Here is a 14,916-nt window from a genome sequence, read left to right as displayed (position 1 = left end):
CTCGCGCGTCCCGCAACCGACCGACCGTCGTTTGACTGCCGCTCGTTCCCGCGCCGGTCGCCGTCACCATCCGCTGGGGTAAGTCATTGAACGCATACGTCATCACCGACAGCGGCCCGATCCTGTAGGCACACGTGTTCATACGTGCACCGAGTATCCCCTCGTCGGTCTCCATATGTGGACATGTTGTATGGTTACTCTCACACCACCCCCTTCTGAAGGCATGGCACAGGTATGACGCTGACCACCACTCCATTCGGAACGCGGGCCACCGCCACGGAGATACTCGACGGGGTCGATCTGAGCGGGCGCCGTATGATCGTCACCGGCGGATCCTCCGGCCTCGGTGCCGAGACGGTGCGCGCGCTCGCTGGTGCGGGCGCGCAGGTAACCGTCGCCACCCGGAACCCCGCGGCCGCCGAACCGCTCATCGAGGAGTTCCCGGGAACGCGAGCTGTCCCACTCGACCTTGCCGAGCCGGCCTCCGTCCGCGCCTTCTGCGACGACTGGAGCGGGCCGGTCGACGGCCTCATCGCCAACGCCGGCGTGATGATGCTCCCGACCCGACAGGTCACCGCACAGGGCTGGGAGATGCAGCTCGCCACCAACTACCTCGGCCACTTCGCCCTGGCCGTCGGCCTGCGCTCCGCTCTCCAGGAGGCCGAGAAGCCGCGCGTGGTCGTGGTGAGTTCCGGCGCCCAACTGCGGGTGGGATTCGACTTCGACGACCCGCAGTTCGAGCGACGCCCCTACGACCCGTTCGTCGCCTACGCTCAGTCGAAGACGGCCGACGTGCTCCTCGCCGTAGGAATCAGCCGTCGGTGGGCCGAAGACGGCATCACCGCCAACGCCTGCGCGCCGGGGTGGATCCACACCAACCTGGCCCGCCACCTCGACAAGGCGACCATGCAGGCCCTCGGCGCCATGGACGCGGACGGCAACCTGCTCACCCCCGACCACTACAAGACGCCGGCTCAGGGCGCTGCCACCACGGTGCTGCTGGCCGCGTCACCGCTCCTCGACGGCGTGACCGGACGGTACTTCGAGGACAACCAGGAATCGGAGGTCGTCGACGGGGGCGCCGACGTGATGGCGGGCGTCGCCAAGTGGTCGGTCGACCCCGCCGCCGCGGACCGGCTGTGGGACTACGCCCTTCCCGTGGCGCGCTGACGGCGTTCCGGAGATTGGTGATCAGCTTGTCCAGCGCCTCAACGGACGGGACAGGCACGTAGTCGTGTACGGCGCTGCTCTGGTCGGACTCCGCGCCGAGCTCGACCTCGGCCGCGGTGCGCTCCTTGTCCTGGGCGTGGTAGTCCTCGCTGCAGACGGTGGTGAACGCGAGGTTGAGCCGTTCGCCGTTGACCAGCGGAGGTAGGTCAATGGCGAACGGAGCGGACTTGTGCATGATCGAGTCGTGCTCGGCGTCCTCGTCGGCGTGGTCCCGGGCGCACCACTCCGGGCAGTCATCTCCCTTCACGAACAGCTTCCAGCCTTGTGCGTTCATGGGCCGGATTCTGCCATGTGGCCGGAAATGATCGTTTCGGGCTGGGCTCCCGGTTCAGCTGCTCCTCTCCGCCCGGGATCAGGAGCCTTGTCGTAGATGCGCGAGAACTTCGGCGAGAGGCAGCTCGTACTGGTCCTTGTCCTTCTCCCGGCGCGCCATCACCGAGGCCGCTGCCTCGGCCATCTCGGTTGGGAGGCCTGCCGCTCTAATAGGGCTTTGTTAGGTACCCCGATTGATCATCGTCAGGTAGATTGTGATGTTCTGTCAGGTGTGACACCTGAGGAGATGGAGACGGTCCGCCCGCGCCTGGAGGCGTTCGCGGCGGAGATGCTCGGTTCGCTGGCGCGTCGGGACCAGCGGGCCAAGGGCGAGCTGTATCTGCGCGGGCTGATGCTGGACGGCAAGCGCAAGTCCATGCAGCCGATGGCCGAGCGCCTGGGCGTGGACCACCAGCAGCTGCAGCAGTTCGTCTCATCGTCCACCTGGGACTACTCCAAGGTCCGTGAGCGGCTGGCCCGTTGGGCTGCCGCGCACATTTCTCCCGAGGCGTACGCGATCGATGATGTCGGCTTCCCCAAGGACGGCTACGACTCACCGGGGGTGGCGCGGATGTACTGCGGCGCCCTGGGTAAGCGCGGCAACTGCCAGGTCGGCGTCAGTGTGAACCTGGTCAGTGACCGTGCGTCATCGGCTGTCGACTGGCGCCTGTTCCTGCCCGAGAGCTGGGACGACACCAAGTACGGCGAGGACGCGCTGATGGCCGAGGCGATCCGGCGCCGCCGCGCCAAGGCGGGAATCCCGGACACCGAGCGGCACCGGGAGAAGTGGCGCCTGGCGCTGGACATGCTCGACGAGGTGCGCGACAACTGGGAGTTGCCCGACCTTCCGGTCGCCGCCGACGCCGGATACGGCGACGCCACCGGCTTTCGCGAGGGCCTGACCGAGCGCGGCCTGACCTACGCGGTCGCGGTCAAAGCCACCACGACCGCGCACCCCGGCAATGCCACACCCCAACGCCCGCCGTACTCCGGGCAGGGCCGCCCTCCCGTGTCCGCCTACCCCCAACCGCACACCACCCTGCGCGCCCTGGCCCTGGCCGTCGGCCGAGCGGCCACCCGCACCGTCACCTGGCGCCAGGGCAGCAAGGCCACCAGACGCAACCCGAACGCCGAGATGCGCTCGCAGTTCCTGGCCCTGCGGGTCCGACCGGCCAACCGCACCATCCGCCGCGCCGCCGACGGCTCCCTGCCCGACTGCTGGCTGCTCGTCGAGTGGCCACCCGACTCCGCCGAGCCAACCGACTACTGGCTCTCGACGCTTCCCGCCGACACCCCACTGCGCGAACTGGTACGAATCGCCAAGATCCGATGGCGAGTTGAGCACGACTACCGCGAGCTCAAGGACGGTCTGGGCCTGGACCACTTCGAGGGCCGCAACTACCTCGGCTGGCACCGCCACGTCACCCTCGCGTCCCTCGCCCAGGCCTTCTGCACCATGCTCAGGCTCGACCCAAAAGCCCCTGCGCCGGCCTGACCCTCTACGCGGTCCTCCGCGAACTCCAGGCCCTCCTGGCCACCTGGACCGGCGCCTGCTCGATATGCGGCCAACCCGCACCAGCACCCGAACCCCACCACAGGACCTAACAAAGCCCTACTAAGGGCCTGCGAGGAAATAAGTCGTTGCTTCCAGCTTTGGAGATCGTTGTTGTGGTATGGGGAGTCCGGAGGGGGCCGAGGCGGTCCTGGCTGCGAAGTTCAAGACGTTGTTGCCGCATCTGGACGAGCGGCAGCGTCGGCTGGCCATAGGGGCGGAGGCTCGGTCGCTGGGACACGGCGGGATCAGACTCGTCGCCCGTGCGGCCGGAGTCCAGGAGGGCACCGTCTCGCGCGGGGTGGCTGAACTGGAGTTGGGCCAGGCTCCGTTGGGCCGGGTCCGCCGCGCGGGCGGAGGCCGCAAGAAGGCGACCGAGCTGGACCCGGGACTGCTGCCCGCGCTGCTGGCGTTGGTCGAGCCCGACGAGCGGGGTGATCCGATGTCGCCGCTGCGCTGGACGACGAAGTCGACCCGGAAGCTGGCTGCGGAGCTGACCCGCCAGGGCCACCGCGTCTCCGCCGACACGGTCGGCAATCTGCTGCGGGAGGAAGGCTTCAGCCTGCAGGCCAACGCCAAGACCGTCGAAGGCGCCCAGCACCCGGACCGGGACGCCCAGTTCCGCTACCTCAACGAGCAGGCACGAGATCACCGGGACGCCGGAGACGTAGTGATCAGCGTGGACACCAAGAAGAAGGAACTGATCGGCAACTACAAGAACGCCGGGCAGGAGTGGCGGCCTGCCCAGCAGCCCGTTCAGGTCGACACGCACGACTTCCCCGGCCAGGCCGGGAAGGCGATCCCGTACGGGATCTACGACACGGCCGCGAACACCGGCTGGGTGAGTATCGGCACCGATCACGACACCGCGGCGTTCGCCGTCGCCTCAATCCGCCGCTGGTGGCAGGCCCGCGGCCGGCACGACTACCCCCAGGCTCGCCGGCTGCTGATCACCGCCGACGCCGGCGGCTCCAACGGCTACCGCACCCGTGGCTGGAAGACCCACCTGGCCGACCTCGCCCGCGAGACCGACCTGGAGATCACTGTGTGTCACCTACCGCCCGGCACGTCGAAGTGGAACAAGATCGAGCACCGGCTGTTTTCCCACATCACCATGAACTGGCGCGGCAGGCCCCTGACCAGCCATGAAGTCATGCTCCAAACCCTCGCCGCGACCACCAGCCGGACCGGCCTGACCGTGCATGCCGAACTCGACAGCGGTCAGTACCCCACCGGCATCCAGATCAGCGACGAGGCCATCGCCGCCCTGCCGATCACCCGCCACCGCTTCCACGGAGACTGGAACTACACCCTCCACCCCGCCAGCCACCCACCACACCCGGACCCCGCCCGACAGCACCTTCCGGTCGTCCAGACGCCTGCGCCCCGGGTGATCCGCGCGGCGCGGCACGACCGGAAGCAACGGCTCGATCCGCGCCCACAGCTCATCGGACACGATCCACGGCAGCTGCTCACCTCTTCTCACATGAAGGCAAAAACTCCGCCAGATGCCACATTCCAAGGAGAGAAGCGCCTTTCTGTTAGGGATTCTTAGGGCCTGCGAGGAAATAAGTCGTTGCTTCCAGCTTTGGAGATCGTTGTTGTGGTATGGGGAGTCCGGAGGGGGCCGAGGCGGTCCTGGCTGCGAAGTTCAAGACGTTGTTGCCGCATCTGGACGAGCGGCAGCGTCGGCTGGCCATAGGGGCGGAGGCTCGGTCGCTGGGACACGGCGGGATCAGACTCGTCGCCCGTGCGGCCGGAGTCCAGGAGGGCACCGTCTCGCGCGGGGTGGCTGAACTGGAGTTGGGCCAGGCTCCGTTGGGCCGGGTCCGCCGCGCGGGCGGAGGCCGCAAGAAGGCGACCGAGCTGGACCCGGGACTGCTGCCCGCGCTGCTGGCGTTGGTCGAGCCCGACGAGCGGGGTGATCCGATGTCGCCGCTGCGCTGGACGACGAAGTCGACCCGGAAGCTGGCTGCGGAGCTGACCCGCCAGGGCCACCGCGTCTCCGCCGACACGGTCGGCAATCTGCTGCGGGAGGAAGGCTTCAGCCTGCAGGCCAACGCCAAGACCGTCGAAGGCGCCCAGCACCCGGACCGGGACGCCCAGTTCCGCTACCTCAACGAGCAGGCACGAGATCACCGGGACGCCGGAGACGTAGTGATCAGCGTGGACACCAAGAAGAAGGAACTGATCGGCAACTACAAGAACGCCGGGCAGGAGTGGCGGCCTGCCCAGCAGCCCGTTCAGGTCGACACGCACGACTTCCCCGGCCAGGCCGGGAAGGCGATCCCGTACGGGATCTACGACACGGCCGCGAACACCGGCTGGGTGAGTATCGGCACCGATCACGACACCGCGGCGTTCGCCGTCGCCTCAATCCGCCGCTGGTGGCAGGCCCGCGGCCGGCACGACTACCCCCAGGCTCGCCGGCTGCTGATCACCGCCGACGCCGGCGGCTCCAACGGCTACCGCACCCGTGGCTGGAAGACCCACCTGGCCGACCTCGCCCGCGAGACCGACCTGGAGATCACTGTGTGTCACCTACCGCCCGGCACGTCGAAGTGGAACAAGATCGAGCACCGGCTGTTTTCCCACATCACCATGAACTGGCGCGGCAGGCCCCTGACCAGCCATGAAGTCATGCTCCAAACCCTCGCCGCGACCACCAGCCGGACCGGCCTGACCGTGCATGCCGAACTCGACAGCGGTCAGTACCCCACCGGCATCCAGATCAGCGACGAGGCCATCGCCGCCCTGCCGATCACCCGCCACCGCTTCCACGGAGACTGGAACTACACCCTCCACCCCGCCAGCCACCCACCACACCCGGACCCCGCCCGGCAGGACAGACCTCCGGCCGACGCCTGCGCCCTCATCACCCGCCACACACTGGAGCACCCTGACCTGACCGGCATGACACGCCAGCAGCTCAGCGACCTGACCCGCACCTTGATCCCCGGGCTGGAAGAGCGCCGCGAGCAAGCCCGCCACGCAGCCCGCGGCGGACCCCGCCGAGTCGCCCGCGGCACAGGCCGCAAACCCACACTCACCCCCGCCGACCAGATCCTGGCCACCATCCTCTACCTGCGAAAACTCGCCCCCCAGGAGCTTCTCGGCCAGCTGTTCAACACCACTGCCATGACCATCAGCCGTGCAGTGAAAGACGTCCGCCCGCTCCTGGAATCCCACGGCGCCCGCATCCCCGCCTCCACCGCCCGTTTCCGCACGCCAGCAGACGTCGCCAGATTCCTCACCCTGGGCAACATCAAGATCAAATCAGCGTGTTGATTCCCGGCAGGCCCTTAGTAGGGCTTTGTTAGGTCCTGTGGTGGGGTTCGGGTGCTGGTGCGGGTTGGCCGCATATCGAGCAGGCGCCGGTCCAGGTGGCCAGGAGGGCCTGGAGTTCGCGGAGGACCGCGTAGAGGGTCAGGCCGGCGCAGGGGCTTTTGGGTCGAGCCTGAGCATGGTGCAGAAGGCCTGGGCGAGGGACGCGAGGGTGACGTGGCGGTGCCAGCCGAGGTAGTTGCGGCCCTCGAAGTGGTCCAGGCCCAGACCGTCCTTGAGCTCGCGGTAGTCGTGCTCAACTCGCCATCGGATCTTGGCGATTCGTACCAGTTCGCGCAGTGGGGTGTCGGCGGGAAGCGTCGAGAGCCAGTAGTCGGTTGGCTCGGCGGAGTCGGGTGGCCACTCGACGAGCAGCCAGCAGTCGGGCAGGGAGCCGTCGGCGGCGCGGCGGATGGTGCGGTTGGCCGGTCGGACCCGCAGGGCCAGGAACTGCGAGCGCATCTCGGCGTTCGGGTTGCGTCTGGTGGCCTTGCTGCCCTGGCGCCAGGTGACGGTGCGGGTGGCCGCTCGGCCGACGGCCAGGGCCAGGGCGCGCAGGGTGGTGTGCGGTTGGGGGTAGGCGGACACGGGAGGGCGGCCCTGCCCGGAGTACGGCGGGCGTTGGGGTGTGGCATTGCCGGGGTGCGCGGTCGTGGTGGCTTTGACCGCGACCGCGTAGGTCAGGCCGCGCTCGGTCAGGCCCTCGCGAAAGCCGGTGGCGTCGCCGTATCCGGCGTCGGCGGCGACCGGAAGGTCGGGCAACTCCCAGTTGTCGCGCACCTCGTCGAGCATGTCCAGCGCCAGGCGCCACTTCTCCCGGTGCCGCTCGGTGTCCGGGATTCCCGCCTTGGCGCGGCGGCGCCGGATCGCCTCGGCCATCAGCGCGTCCTCGCCGTACTTGGTGTCGTCCCAGCTCTCGGGCAGGAACAGGCGCCAGTCGACAGCCGATGACGCACGGTCACTGACCAGGTTCACACTGACGCCGACCTGGCAGTTGCCGCGCTTACCCAGGGCGCCGCAGTACATCCGCGCCACCCCCGGTGAGTCGTAGCCGTCCTTGGGGAAGCCGACATCATCGATCGCGTACGCCTCGGGAGAAATGTGCGCGGCAGCCCAACGGGCCAGCCGCTCACGGACCTTGGAGTAGTCCCAGGTGGACGATGAGACGAACTGCTGCAGCTGCTGGTGGTCCACGCCCAGGCGCTCGGCCATCGGCTGCATGGACTTGCGCTTGCCGTCCAGCATCAGCCCGCGCAGATACAGCTCGCCCTTGGCCCGCTGGTCCCGACGCGCCAGCGAACCGAGCATCTCCGCCGCGAACGCCTCCAGGCGCGGGCGGACCGTCTCCATCTCCTCAGGTGTCACACCTGACAGAACATCACAATCTACCTGACGATGATCAATCGGGGTACCTAACAAAGCCCTATTAGTCGCGGCCAATCAATGGGAACGTGCACGGGCGCATGCTGTGCAGCACAAGGGAATTGGCCGTCGCCTCTTTGACGGCCGCCAGGTGGAAATCGTGACGCGCTGCCTCGGCGGAGACCCGGAGTCGGCCCGACGGATCCTCGACGAGAGCACGCTGACCGAAGCCTGGGAGCACCCGGTTGCGGTGTGTCTCACCGTGCTCTGCCTCACGGCCGACGGAAGTGCATCGGCAGGTGCGGTCGAGGAGATGACAGCGCAGTACCTGAACCTCGACGCCGGACCAGAGCTGGCCGTCTTTCGCACACGTGTCGGGCTGGCCGTCCTCGAACTCTCCCCGCGTGCCGGTAGAGCCGAGGTCGCCCGTCGCCTCGTGAACGACGCGGTGCGTTTCGGAGACGGGTACGTCGCACGGGACGTCCTCGCGCACGCCGCTTGCTCCACGGAGATGACCGCAGGAGAACAGCGCGCGCTGACCGACGCGGTAGCCGCCGCTGGGTTGGGGTGCGGCACCATGCCGCATCAGCTGGAACGAGACCTCCTGAACGCCGTGGAGGTGAGCGCGACCGCAGTTGAGCAGCACCTCGCTGTCCGACACCCGTCGTAGCGTCGGTTGAGTGGATCACGACAGCGACGACGGCCTGTACGCGCAGTTCGCCCCGGCCATCCCGGAGTGGAACCTGCGTGGCAAGGTCACCGCCGACGAGAAGGGCACCTTCCGTATCTGCACCGTCGAGCCGGCCCCCTACCAGATCCCGACGGACGGCTCCTGCGGCAAGCTGATCGCCGCTGCCGGGTGGCACGCGTGGCGCCGCGGACCTGGTGGCCCGGGAGAAGGCCTACTGCCAGGAACTGCGGAAGTCCGGTGAGTGGGTGCACATCTGGCGGTGCGTCGGCCAGTACGCCAACATCAGCGTCTTCGACGTCGCCGATAACGAGGCGCTGCACCGGATTCTGTGGAACCTGCCACTCTTCCCGTACATGAGCATCGAGGTCACACCCCTGGCCCAGCACCCGTCCGACCTCTTGGTCGGCGAGGAAGTGGCCTGATGGACAAGACCGTGGCCACCGCCCTCAAGGCGGTGGCCGACATACCGGATGATGCCTCGCTGGCGGTGGGCGGTTTCGGGCTCAGCGGCGTGCCGAACGTGCTCATCCAGGCGTTGTACGAGCGCGGGGTGATCAGGGCCGCACCACCATCGTCATCGCCCACCGCCTGTCCACGGTGCGCACCGCCGACCTGATCCTGGTCCTGGAAGCGGGGCGCATCGTGGAGCGGGGCACGCACGAGGGGCTGTTGGCAGCCGGGGAGCGGTACGCGGAGCTGTACCGGACGCAGTTCGAGGAGCGGGCGGCTCAGGTGCCGGCGGACGCTGCGGCGGCGTAGGGAGCGGTCAGAACAGCAGGACCGGCTTGATCGTCATGCCGGCGATCATGTCCTGCCTGGCCTGGTCGATGTCCTCGAAGGCGTACTGCGTGATCAGCCGGTGCACGGGCAGGCGGCCGTCGCGCACCAGCCGGACCAGGGCGGGGAGGACGGTCTGTGTCTCGTTGTCGCCGAGCGTCAGCCCGACGACATGCCTGCCGGGCAGCATGCCGTTCACGTCGAGGGCCATGTCGGTCCCGAACGGGGGTGCGCCGACGAGGACGAGCGTTCCGCGCGGGGCGAGCACCTCGGTGCCCGTGCGGGCCACCCGCACATTGCCCGTGGTCTCCACGATCCCGTCGGCTCCCTGCCCGCCGGTGATGTCGGTGACGGCCTCGGCGGTGTCGGTCTCGCCGGCGTGGACGGTGTGGGTGGCGCCCAGGTCACGGGCCAGCTGCAGTCGCTCGGCCACCCGGTCGACGGCGATGATCGTCGTCGCCGGGGTGAGGGCCGCCGCCATCACCGCCGACAGGCCCACGGCGCCGACGCCGAGCACCACGACGGTGTCACCCACGCGCGGTGCGAGGACGTTCCAGACCGCTCCCACGCCGGTCTGGACCCCGCAGCCCAACGGCGCCACCGTCGCCGGCGCTGCCTCCGCGTCGACCTTGACGAGACTGCGCTCGCTCACCAGGGCATGTCGGGCGAAGGAGGACTGGCCGAAGAAGTGGCCGCCGACCGGCTCGCCGTCGCGGCTGAGGGTGCTGGTGCCGTCGGGGCGCCGACCGCCGATGAGATTGCGTTGCAGCCAGGTGGCGCAGTAGGCGGGGTGGCCGTCGAGGCAGTTGCGGCAGTCGCCGCACGAGGTGAAGGACAGCAGGACGTGATCACCCGGTGAGACCCGGGTGATGCCCGGCCCCACCGCTTTCACGACGCCGGCGCCCTCGTGGCCGAGGACGCCCGGCAGCGGGAAGGGCAGGGCGCCGCTCGCGACACCGAGGTCGGTGTGGCACAGGCCGGCGGCCGCCATCTTGACCAGGACCTCGCCGGGGCGCGGTTCGTCGAGACGGATGTCGCTGAGGGTGAAGGGCGCGCCGCCGTTCTCGACGACGGCTGCCTGAGTGGTGATGCCCATGGGGTGACTCCTTGGCGGGGATGCAGCTCAGTCGAGTGAGACGACGACGGACTTGGTCCTGGTGTAGGAGGCGAGGGCTTCGGGGCCGTACTCGCGCCCGTACCCGGAGTCCTTGACGCCGCCGAAGGGCACGGCCGGGTCGAGCATCGCCCAGTCGTTGATCCAGACGATGCCGGCCTGGAGGCGGTCAGCGACCCGGTGGGCGCGGGCCAGGTTGGTGGTCTGGATGCCGGCGGCCAGTCCGTAGACGGTGCTGTTGGCCAGGGCTACCGCCTCGTCCTCGGTGTCGAAGGGCTGGACGGTCAGGACCGGGCCGAAGATCTCCTCCTGCACGACACGGGAGTCGGGGGCCAGGTCGGCGATGACGGTGGGCCGGTAGTAGTAGCCGCCGTTCAGGTCCAGGGGTTCGCCACCGCAGACGACGCGGCCGCCCTCCTTGCGGGCGAGGGCGACGTACTCCTCGACCTTCTCGAGATGCCGGGCGGCGGCCATGGGGCCGACGACGGTGGCCGGGTCGCGCGGATCGCCCACCAGGATGCCGGGCACGGCCTGGGCCAGGGCGCCGAGGATCGTGTCGTACAGGGGCCGGGCGACCAGCAGCCGCGGCCCGCCCATGCAGAACTGGCCGGTGTTGAAGACGAATCCCTTGATGATCGCGCCGATCGCCTTCTCCACGTCGGCGTCCTCGAACACGATGTGGGCGGCGTTGCCGCCGAGTTCCATGGTGACCGGCTTGAGGGCATGGCCGGCGACGGCGGCGGCATGGCGGCCGACGCCCGTCGACCCGGTGAAGGCGATCTTGTCGACGCCCGGGTGATCGAGCAGGGCCTCGCCCGCCACCCGGCCCGAACCGGTGACCACGTTGAGGACCCCGTCCGGAACTCCCGCCTGCTGGAGCAGCCGTGCCATGAACAGAGCGCTGAGCGGGGTGTCCTCCGCGGGCTTGTGCACCACCGTGTTCCCGGCCGCCAGGGCGGGCGCGATCTTCGTACTGGACAGGATCAGCGGGAAGTTGAACGGCGTGATCGCCGCCACCACGCCGAGCGGCTCCCGGCGGGTGTAGGCGAAGGCGTTGAGCGGCGTGTCGCGGGTGGCGCCGTCGAGGGTCTGCGCCAGTCCGGCGCAGTACTCGTACTGCTCGACGGCGGTCATGACGTCGACGGGCCGACACAGGGCGACCGGCTTGCCGACGTCGAGGCTCTCCAGCCGCAGGAGTTCGTCCGCGTTATCCCGGATCAGGCCGGCGACCCGGTACAGAATCCTGGCGCGCTCCCGTCCGCTGGTCGCGGCCCAGGGGCCGGTCTCGAACGCCTCACGGGCGGCCGCGACGGCCGCGTCGACGTCGGTGGCATCCGCCTCCGCCACGGTACCGACAGCCCGGCCGGTGGACGGGTCGACGACCTCCCTACGGGCGCCGCCCGCGGCCTCGCGCCACCGGCCGCCGATGAACAGCAGGCCGTCCTCGATCTCCTGGGTACTCATGGCTTGCCGAGTCCTCTCTGTGCGGGGCGACGGATACGCGGGGACATCCCGTCGCCACCGTGGTCCATCAGGAATCAACTAGGAATCCATCAGGAATCCTGATAATGCGCAGTCTCGTAACGATCAGGTTTCCTGTCAATGGCCTAGGCTGGATCCATGTCCCCTTCCCTGCTCTACCTGGTCAAGCGGCTCGAGCTGGTCATCCGCTCGCGCCTCGACGAGCTGCTGAAACCGGCCGGTATCACGGCACTTCAGTACACGGCCCTCACGGTCCTCGAGCGGCACGACGGGCTGACCTCCGCCCAGCTCGCCCGCGCCTCGTTCGTGACCGCCCAGTCCATGGCCGACCTGGTGCGCACCCTGCAGGCCCGAGGACTCATCCGCCGCGAGCGCAACCCGCACAACCGCCGTGAACTGCTCATCCTGCTCACGGACGAGGGCCGCGCCCTGCTGGACGACCACGCCGAGGCGGTCGCCCTGCTCGAGGAGCGGATGCTCCGGGAGTTCTCGGCCCAGGAGGTGGACGGGTTCCGCACCGCCGTCTCCAGGGCCTGGCATGCCCTGGTGTGACCGTCAGAGGTCCAGCACCAGCCGCGCTCCCCGGCAGCGGGACACACAGATCATCATCGTCTCGCCGGCCGCTCGCTCCTCGTCCGTGAGCACCGAGTCGCGGTGGTCCGGCGTGCCGTCGAGAACGTCCGTCTCACAGGTCCCGCAGGTTCCCTCGGTGCAGGAGTAGAGCACCTCGACGCCCGCGGCCCGCACGGTGTCGAGCACGGAGACGCCCGGGAAGACGGTGAGGGTGCGGCCGGTGCGCTCCAGCACCACCTCGAACTCGCCGTCCGGCCCGGTCTCCTGCTCCCTGGGCCGGAACCGCTCCACGCGCAACACGCCCCCGGGGCAGCTCGCCTCCACCGCGTCCAGCAGCGGCCCGGGCCCGCAGCAGTAGACGAGCGTGCCGTCGGGGAGGCCGTCGAGAACCGGGGCCAGGTCGAGCAGCCCGGTCTCGTCCTGCGGAGCGATCGTGACCCTGTCCCCGTAGCGGCCCAACTCCTCGGTGAACGCCATCGAGTTGCGCGTACGTCCCCCGTACAGCAGGGTCCACTCCGCGCCCGCCGCCTCGGCCGCGGCCAGCATCGGCAGGATCGGCGTGATGCCGATGCCGCCCGCGACGAAGCGGTACCGGGGAGTCGGTTCGAGGGCGAAGTGGTTGCGCGGCCCGCGCACCCGAACCTTGTCGCCCCGCCTCAACTCCGCGTGCACATACGCAGATCCGCCCCGCCCGTCGATCTCGCGCAGCACGGCGATTCGCCACGCGTGTCGCTCCGCCGGGTCCCCGCACAGCGAGTACTGCCGTTCCAGGTCCGGCCCGAGCACCACGTCGATATGGGCGCCCGGCTCCCAGGCAGGCAGTTCCTCGCCCAGCGGATGCCGGAGAGTGAGGGCGAGCACGCCGTCGGCCACGGACTCCCGGCCATCGACGACGAGTTCGGCTTCGTACGCGCTCATGAACTGCTTCCTCGCGATTCGTGTCCTCGGGGGTGGGCGAGCATCCACTCCCACATCTCGACCGGGTCCTGGGCGGTGTGCTCGGCACCGCAGTGACAGGTGCCGTGCAGCAGGTCGGTGCCCGGCAGCCAGTCGATGCGGTAGATCTCGCCGGTCGGTGTGCTCACTGGACCCTCTCCAAGGGCTTGTCCCCCTCCCCGACCAGACGGGCGAGGATGCGGCGCGCGGCCAGACCGCCCGTGTCGATGTTGATGCTGAGCTCCTGGTAGCCGGCCGGCTCGGAGCCCAGGGCACGCTGCAGCAGGTTCAGCGCGTCGACGTCCTGCATGACCACGGTGTGGTTGAAGTCCCGCAGGAACGTGGTGACTTCCTCGTCGTCGGTCGCGAAGTCCCGGGAGACCGCCCAGAAGTCGTACACCTTGCCGGGGCCCGAGGGCGTGATGGCGTAGGTGATCTCGGTGTGGAAACCGTTCGGGTCGCTGCCGTCCGCCTCGGGCACCACGCCGACCGGGGCGATGCGGCTGTGCAGCAGATACAGACAGGGCGCGTGGTATTCGATGTCCTGCCACCGCGTGATCCGGCCCTGGATCCCGGTCGAACGGGCGTAGAACGGCGGGCACTCCGCGTCGTCCATGTGCCGGCTCACCCGCACGATGCCCGCGCCCTCGTCGACCTCGGTGGTGATGGGGGTCTCGGCGACCTCGGGGGTGCCGATGTAGCCGCCGTGCAGATAGGTCTCGTGGGACAGGTCCATGAGGTTGTCGACCAGCAGGCCGTAGTCGCAGTCGATGGGTTCCATGCCCGTGACCGTCGTCATCGCGGGGTCGGCCAGGTGCGGCGCCCGCGGGATCCGCTGCGGATCGGCCAGCGCCGGGTCGCCGATCCACACCCAGATCAGCGCGTCCTGCTCGACCACCGGGTAGGCGGCAACACGGGCGGTGCGCGGGATGCGCTTCTGGCCCGGCACGTACACGCACGTGCCCGTCGTGTCGTACGTGAAGCCGTGGTAGCCGCACACGATCCGGTCGCCGTCGAGCCGGCTCTCGGACAGCGGGTAGCGGCGGTGCACGCAGCGGTCGGCGAGCGCGACGGGGCTGCCGTCCTCCTCGGTGCGGTAGAGGACGAGTGGCTCGCCGAGGATGGTCCGGCCGAGGAGTTCGCGGCTCACCTCGTGCGCGTAGGCGGTGACGTACCACTGGTTCCTGGCGAAGGCGGTCATGTGAGGCATAGCGTTCCCGTCCCTGAGAGCGGGGCGCCGTCGCCCCGCGAGCCGTGGTTGGACTCAGGGTCGTGACGGCTGCGGCCGCCGCGCAAGGCGGCTTCTGTCAGGCGGAAGGGCTTCCGTAAAGTAGCTGGTCAGAAGGCCGTTGTGTCAGTTGGTGGTCACCCGCGCGGAAAAGGGAGTGCGCTGCCCTTCGATTCACACCCGGGTGGTCGCAGACGGCTACGACGAACGCATCCACTCGCGGCTCGGTCGCAAGTGTGTTCCCTCTGTGCAGGCAGGCTCCAATCAGTACGATGGCCGCTTCTGCCAGGATCGCTCCTCTGGGGGATCAAGACGGCCCCTGCCGCGGCATAGTC

Annotated in this window: 13 protein-coding genes and 5 pseudogenes; 10 read left to right on the top strand and 8 right to left on the bottom strand. The window is 69.2% G+C overall.

Annotation, left to right across the window (positions count from 1 at the left end; all coding sequences use genetic code 11):
* Nucleotides 1-234 precede the first annotated feature (234 nt).
* Entirely contained in the window at nt 235-1,170 is a 936-nt protein-coding gene (locus ACKTSN_RS04420) for an SDR family NAD(P)-dependent oxidoreductase (RefSeq protein ID WP_409467857.1), read from the top strand.
* A 43-nt stretch (nt 1,171-1,213) separates the two neighbouring features.
* Here the strand turns inward: ACKTSN_RS04420 and ACKTSN_RS04415 are convergent.
* Nucleotides 1,214-1,405, bottom strand: a pseudogene (locus tag ACKTSN_RS04415) (hypothetical protein); the annotation flags it as partial.
* A gap of 369 nt (nt 1,406-1,774) precedes the next feature.
* Here ACKTSN_RS04415 and ACKTSN_RS04410 point away from each other — a divergent pair.
* Both ACKTSN_RS04410 and ACKTSN_RS04405 read left to right on the top strand, forming a co-directional pair.
* On the top strand, nt 1,775-3,037 hold the full coding sequence (locus tag ACKTSN_RS04410) for an IS701 family transposase (protein ID WP_409467247.1): 1,263 nt from the start codon (nt 1,775-1,777) through the stop codon (nt 3,035-3,037).
* A gap of 178 nt (nt 3,038-3,215) precedes the next feature.
* Nucleotides 3,216-4,436, top strand: a pseudogene (locus ACKTSN_RS04405) (ISAzo13 family transposase); the annotation flags it as partial.
* 6 nt (nt 4,437-4,442) lie between these two features.
* Here the strand turns inward: ACKTSN_RS04405 and ACKTSN_RS04400 are convergent.
* Nucleotides 4,443-4,580: pseudogene (locus tag ACKTSN_RS04400) on the bottom strand (IS5/IS1182 family transposase); the annotation flags it as partial.
* A gap of 122 nt (nt 4,581-4,702) precedes the next feature.
* Between ACKTSN_RS04400 and ACKTSN_RS04395 the strand changes: the two are divergent.
* Nucleotides 4,703-6,382, top strand: a complete 1,680-nt coding sequence (locus ACKTSN_RS04395; protein ID WP_409467856.1) for an ISAzo13 family transposase — start codon at nt 4,703-4,705, stop codon at nt 6,380-6,382.
* Between the two features lie 138 nt (nt 6,383-6,520).
* Here ACKTSN_RS04395 and ACKTSN_RS04390 read toward each other — a convergent pair whose 3' ends face one another.
* The gene (locus tag ACKTSN_RS04390) at nt 6,521-7,783 is read right to left on the bottom strand and encodes an IS701 family transposase (protein ID WP_409467247.1); all 1,263 of its coding nucleotides are present in this window, start codon (nt 7,781-7,783) and stop codon (nt 6,521-6,523) included.
* A gap of 157 nt (nt 7,784-7,940) precedes the next feature.
* Between ACKTSN_RS04390 and ACKTSN_RS04385 the strand changes: the two genes are divergently transcribed.
* The 5 genes and pseudogenes from ACKTSN_RS04385 to ACKTSN_RS04365 all read left to right on the top strand — a co-directional run.
* Nucleotides 7,941-8,450 carry a hypothetical protein gene (locus ACKTSN_RS04385; RefSeq protein ID WP_409467855.1) on the top strand — a complete coding sequence of 170 codons (510 nt, stop codon included), beginning with the start codon at nt 7,941-7,943 and terminating at the stop codon, nt 8,448-8,450.
* A gap of 10 nt (nt 8,451-8,460) precedes the next feature.
* On the top strand, nt 8,461-8,712 hold the full coding sequence (locus ACKTSN_RS04380) for a hypothetical protein (RefSeq protein WP_431197145.1): 252 nt from the start codon (nt 8,461-8,463) through the stop codon (nt 8,710-8,712).
* The gene (locus ACKTSN_RS04375; protein ID WP_431197144.1) at nt 8,666-8,893 is read left to right on the top strand and encodes a muconolactone Delta-isomerase family protein; all 228 of its coding nucleotides are present in this window, start codon (nt 8,666-8,668) and stop codon (nt 8,891-8,893) included. Before ACKTSN_RS04380 ends, ACKTSN_RS04375 begins: the two co-directional genes overlap by 47 nt.
* Nucleotides 8,893-9,024, top strand: a pseudogene (locus ACKTSN_RS04370) (CoA-transferase); the annotation flags it as partial. The gene ACKTSN_RS04375 and the pseudogene ACKTSN_RS04370, both read left to right, overlap by 1 nt.
* A gap of 2 nt (nt 9,025-9,026) precedes the next feature.
* Nucleotides 9,027-9,230 (top strand): annotated as a pseudogene (locus tag ACKTSN_RS04365) (ABC transporter ATP-binding protein); the annotation flags it as partial.
* 7 nt (nt 9,231-9,237) lie between these two features.
* Here ACKTSN_RS04365 and ACKTSN_RS04360 read toward each other — a convergent pair.
* Nucleotides 9,238-10,344, bottom strand: a complete 1,107-nt coding sequence (locus ACKTSN_RS04360; protein WP_409467854.1) for an NAD(P)-dependent alcohol dehydrogenase — start codon at nt 10,342-10,344, stop codon at nt 9,238-9,240.
* A 27-nt stretch (nt 10,345-10,371) separates the two neighbouring features.
* Nucleotides 10,372-11,826: an aldehyde dehydrogenase family protein gene (locus ACKTSN_RS04355; protein ID WP_409467853.1), complete on the bottom strand. Its 1,455-nt coding sequence runs from the start codon at nt 11,824-11,826 to the stop codon at nt 10,372-10,374.
* A gap of 156 nt (nt 11,827-11,982) precedes the next feature.
* Here ACKTSN_RS04355 and ACKTSN_RS04350 point away from each other — a divergent pair, with 156 nt between their 5' ends.
* Nucleotides 11,983-12,396: a MarR family winged helix-turn-helix transcriptional regulator gene (locus tag ACKTSN_RS04350; protein ID WP_409467852.1), complete on the top strand. Its 414-nt coding sequence runs from the start codon at nt 11,983-11,985 to the stop codon at nt 12,394-12,396.
* A gap of 3 nt (nt 12,397-12,399) precedes the next feature.
* Here ACKTSN_RS04350 and ACKTSN_RS04345 read toward each other — a convergent pair whose 3' ends face one another.
* The 3 genes from ACKTSN_RS04345 to ACKTSN_RS04335 are packed head-to-tail and all read right to left on the bottom strand — an operon-like array spanning nt 12,400 to nt 14,563.
* Entirely contained in the window at nt 12,400-13,335 is a 936-nt protein-coding gene (locus ACKTSN_RS04345) for a PDR/VanB family oxidoreductase (RefSeq protein ID WP_409467851.1), read from the bottom strand.
* Complete coding sequence (locus tag ACKTSN_RS04340; RefSeq protein WP_409467850.1) at nt 13,332-13,502, bottom strand: hypothetical protein; 171 nt, start codon at nt 13,500-13,502, stop codon at nt 13,332-13,334. Before ACKTSN_RS04340 ends, ACKTSN_RS04345 begins: the two co-directional genes overlap by 4 nt.
* Nucleotides 13,499-14,563 (bottom strand): Rieske 2Fe-2S domain-containing protein, encoded by a 1,065-nt coding sequence (locus ACKTSN_RS04335; protein ID WP_409467849.1) that lies wholly within the window; start codon nt 14,561-14,563, stop codon nt 13,499-13,501. The genes ACKTSN_RS04340 and ACKTSN_RS04335 overlap by 4 nt, the downstream gene beginning before the upstream one ends.
* Nucleotides 14,564-14,916: the final 353 nt, after the last annotated feature.

The sequence above is a fragment of the Streptomyces flavusporus genome (assembly GCF_046267975.1).
Classification (GTDB): domain Bacteria; phylum Actinomycetota; class Actinomycetes; order Streptomycetales; family Streptomycetaceae; genus Streptomyces; species Streptomyces flavusporus.
The sequence above is the reverse complement of the archived record's forward strand: the minus strand, read 5'-3'. Positions and strand labels throughout refer to the sequence as shown.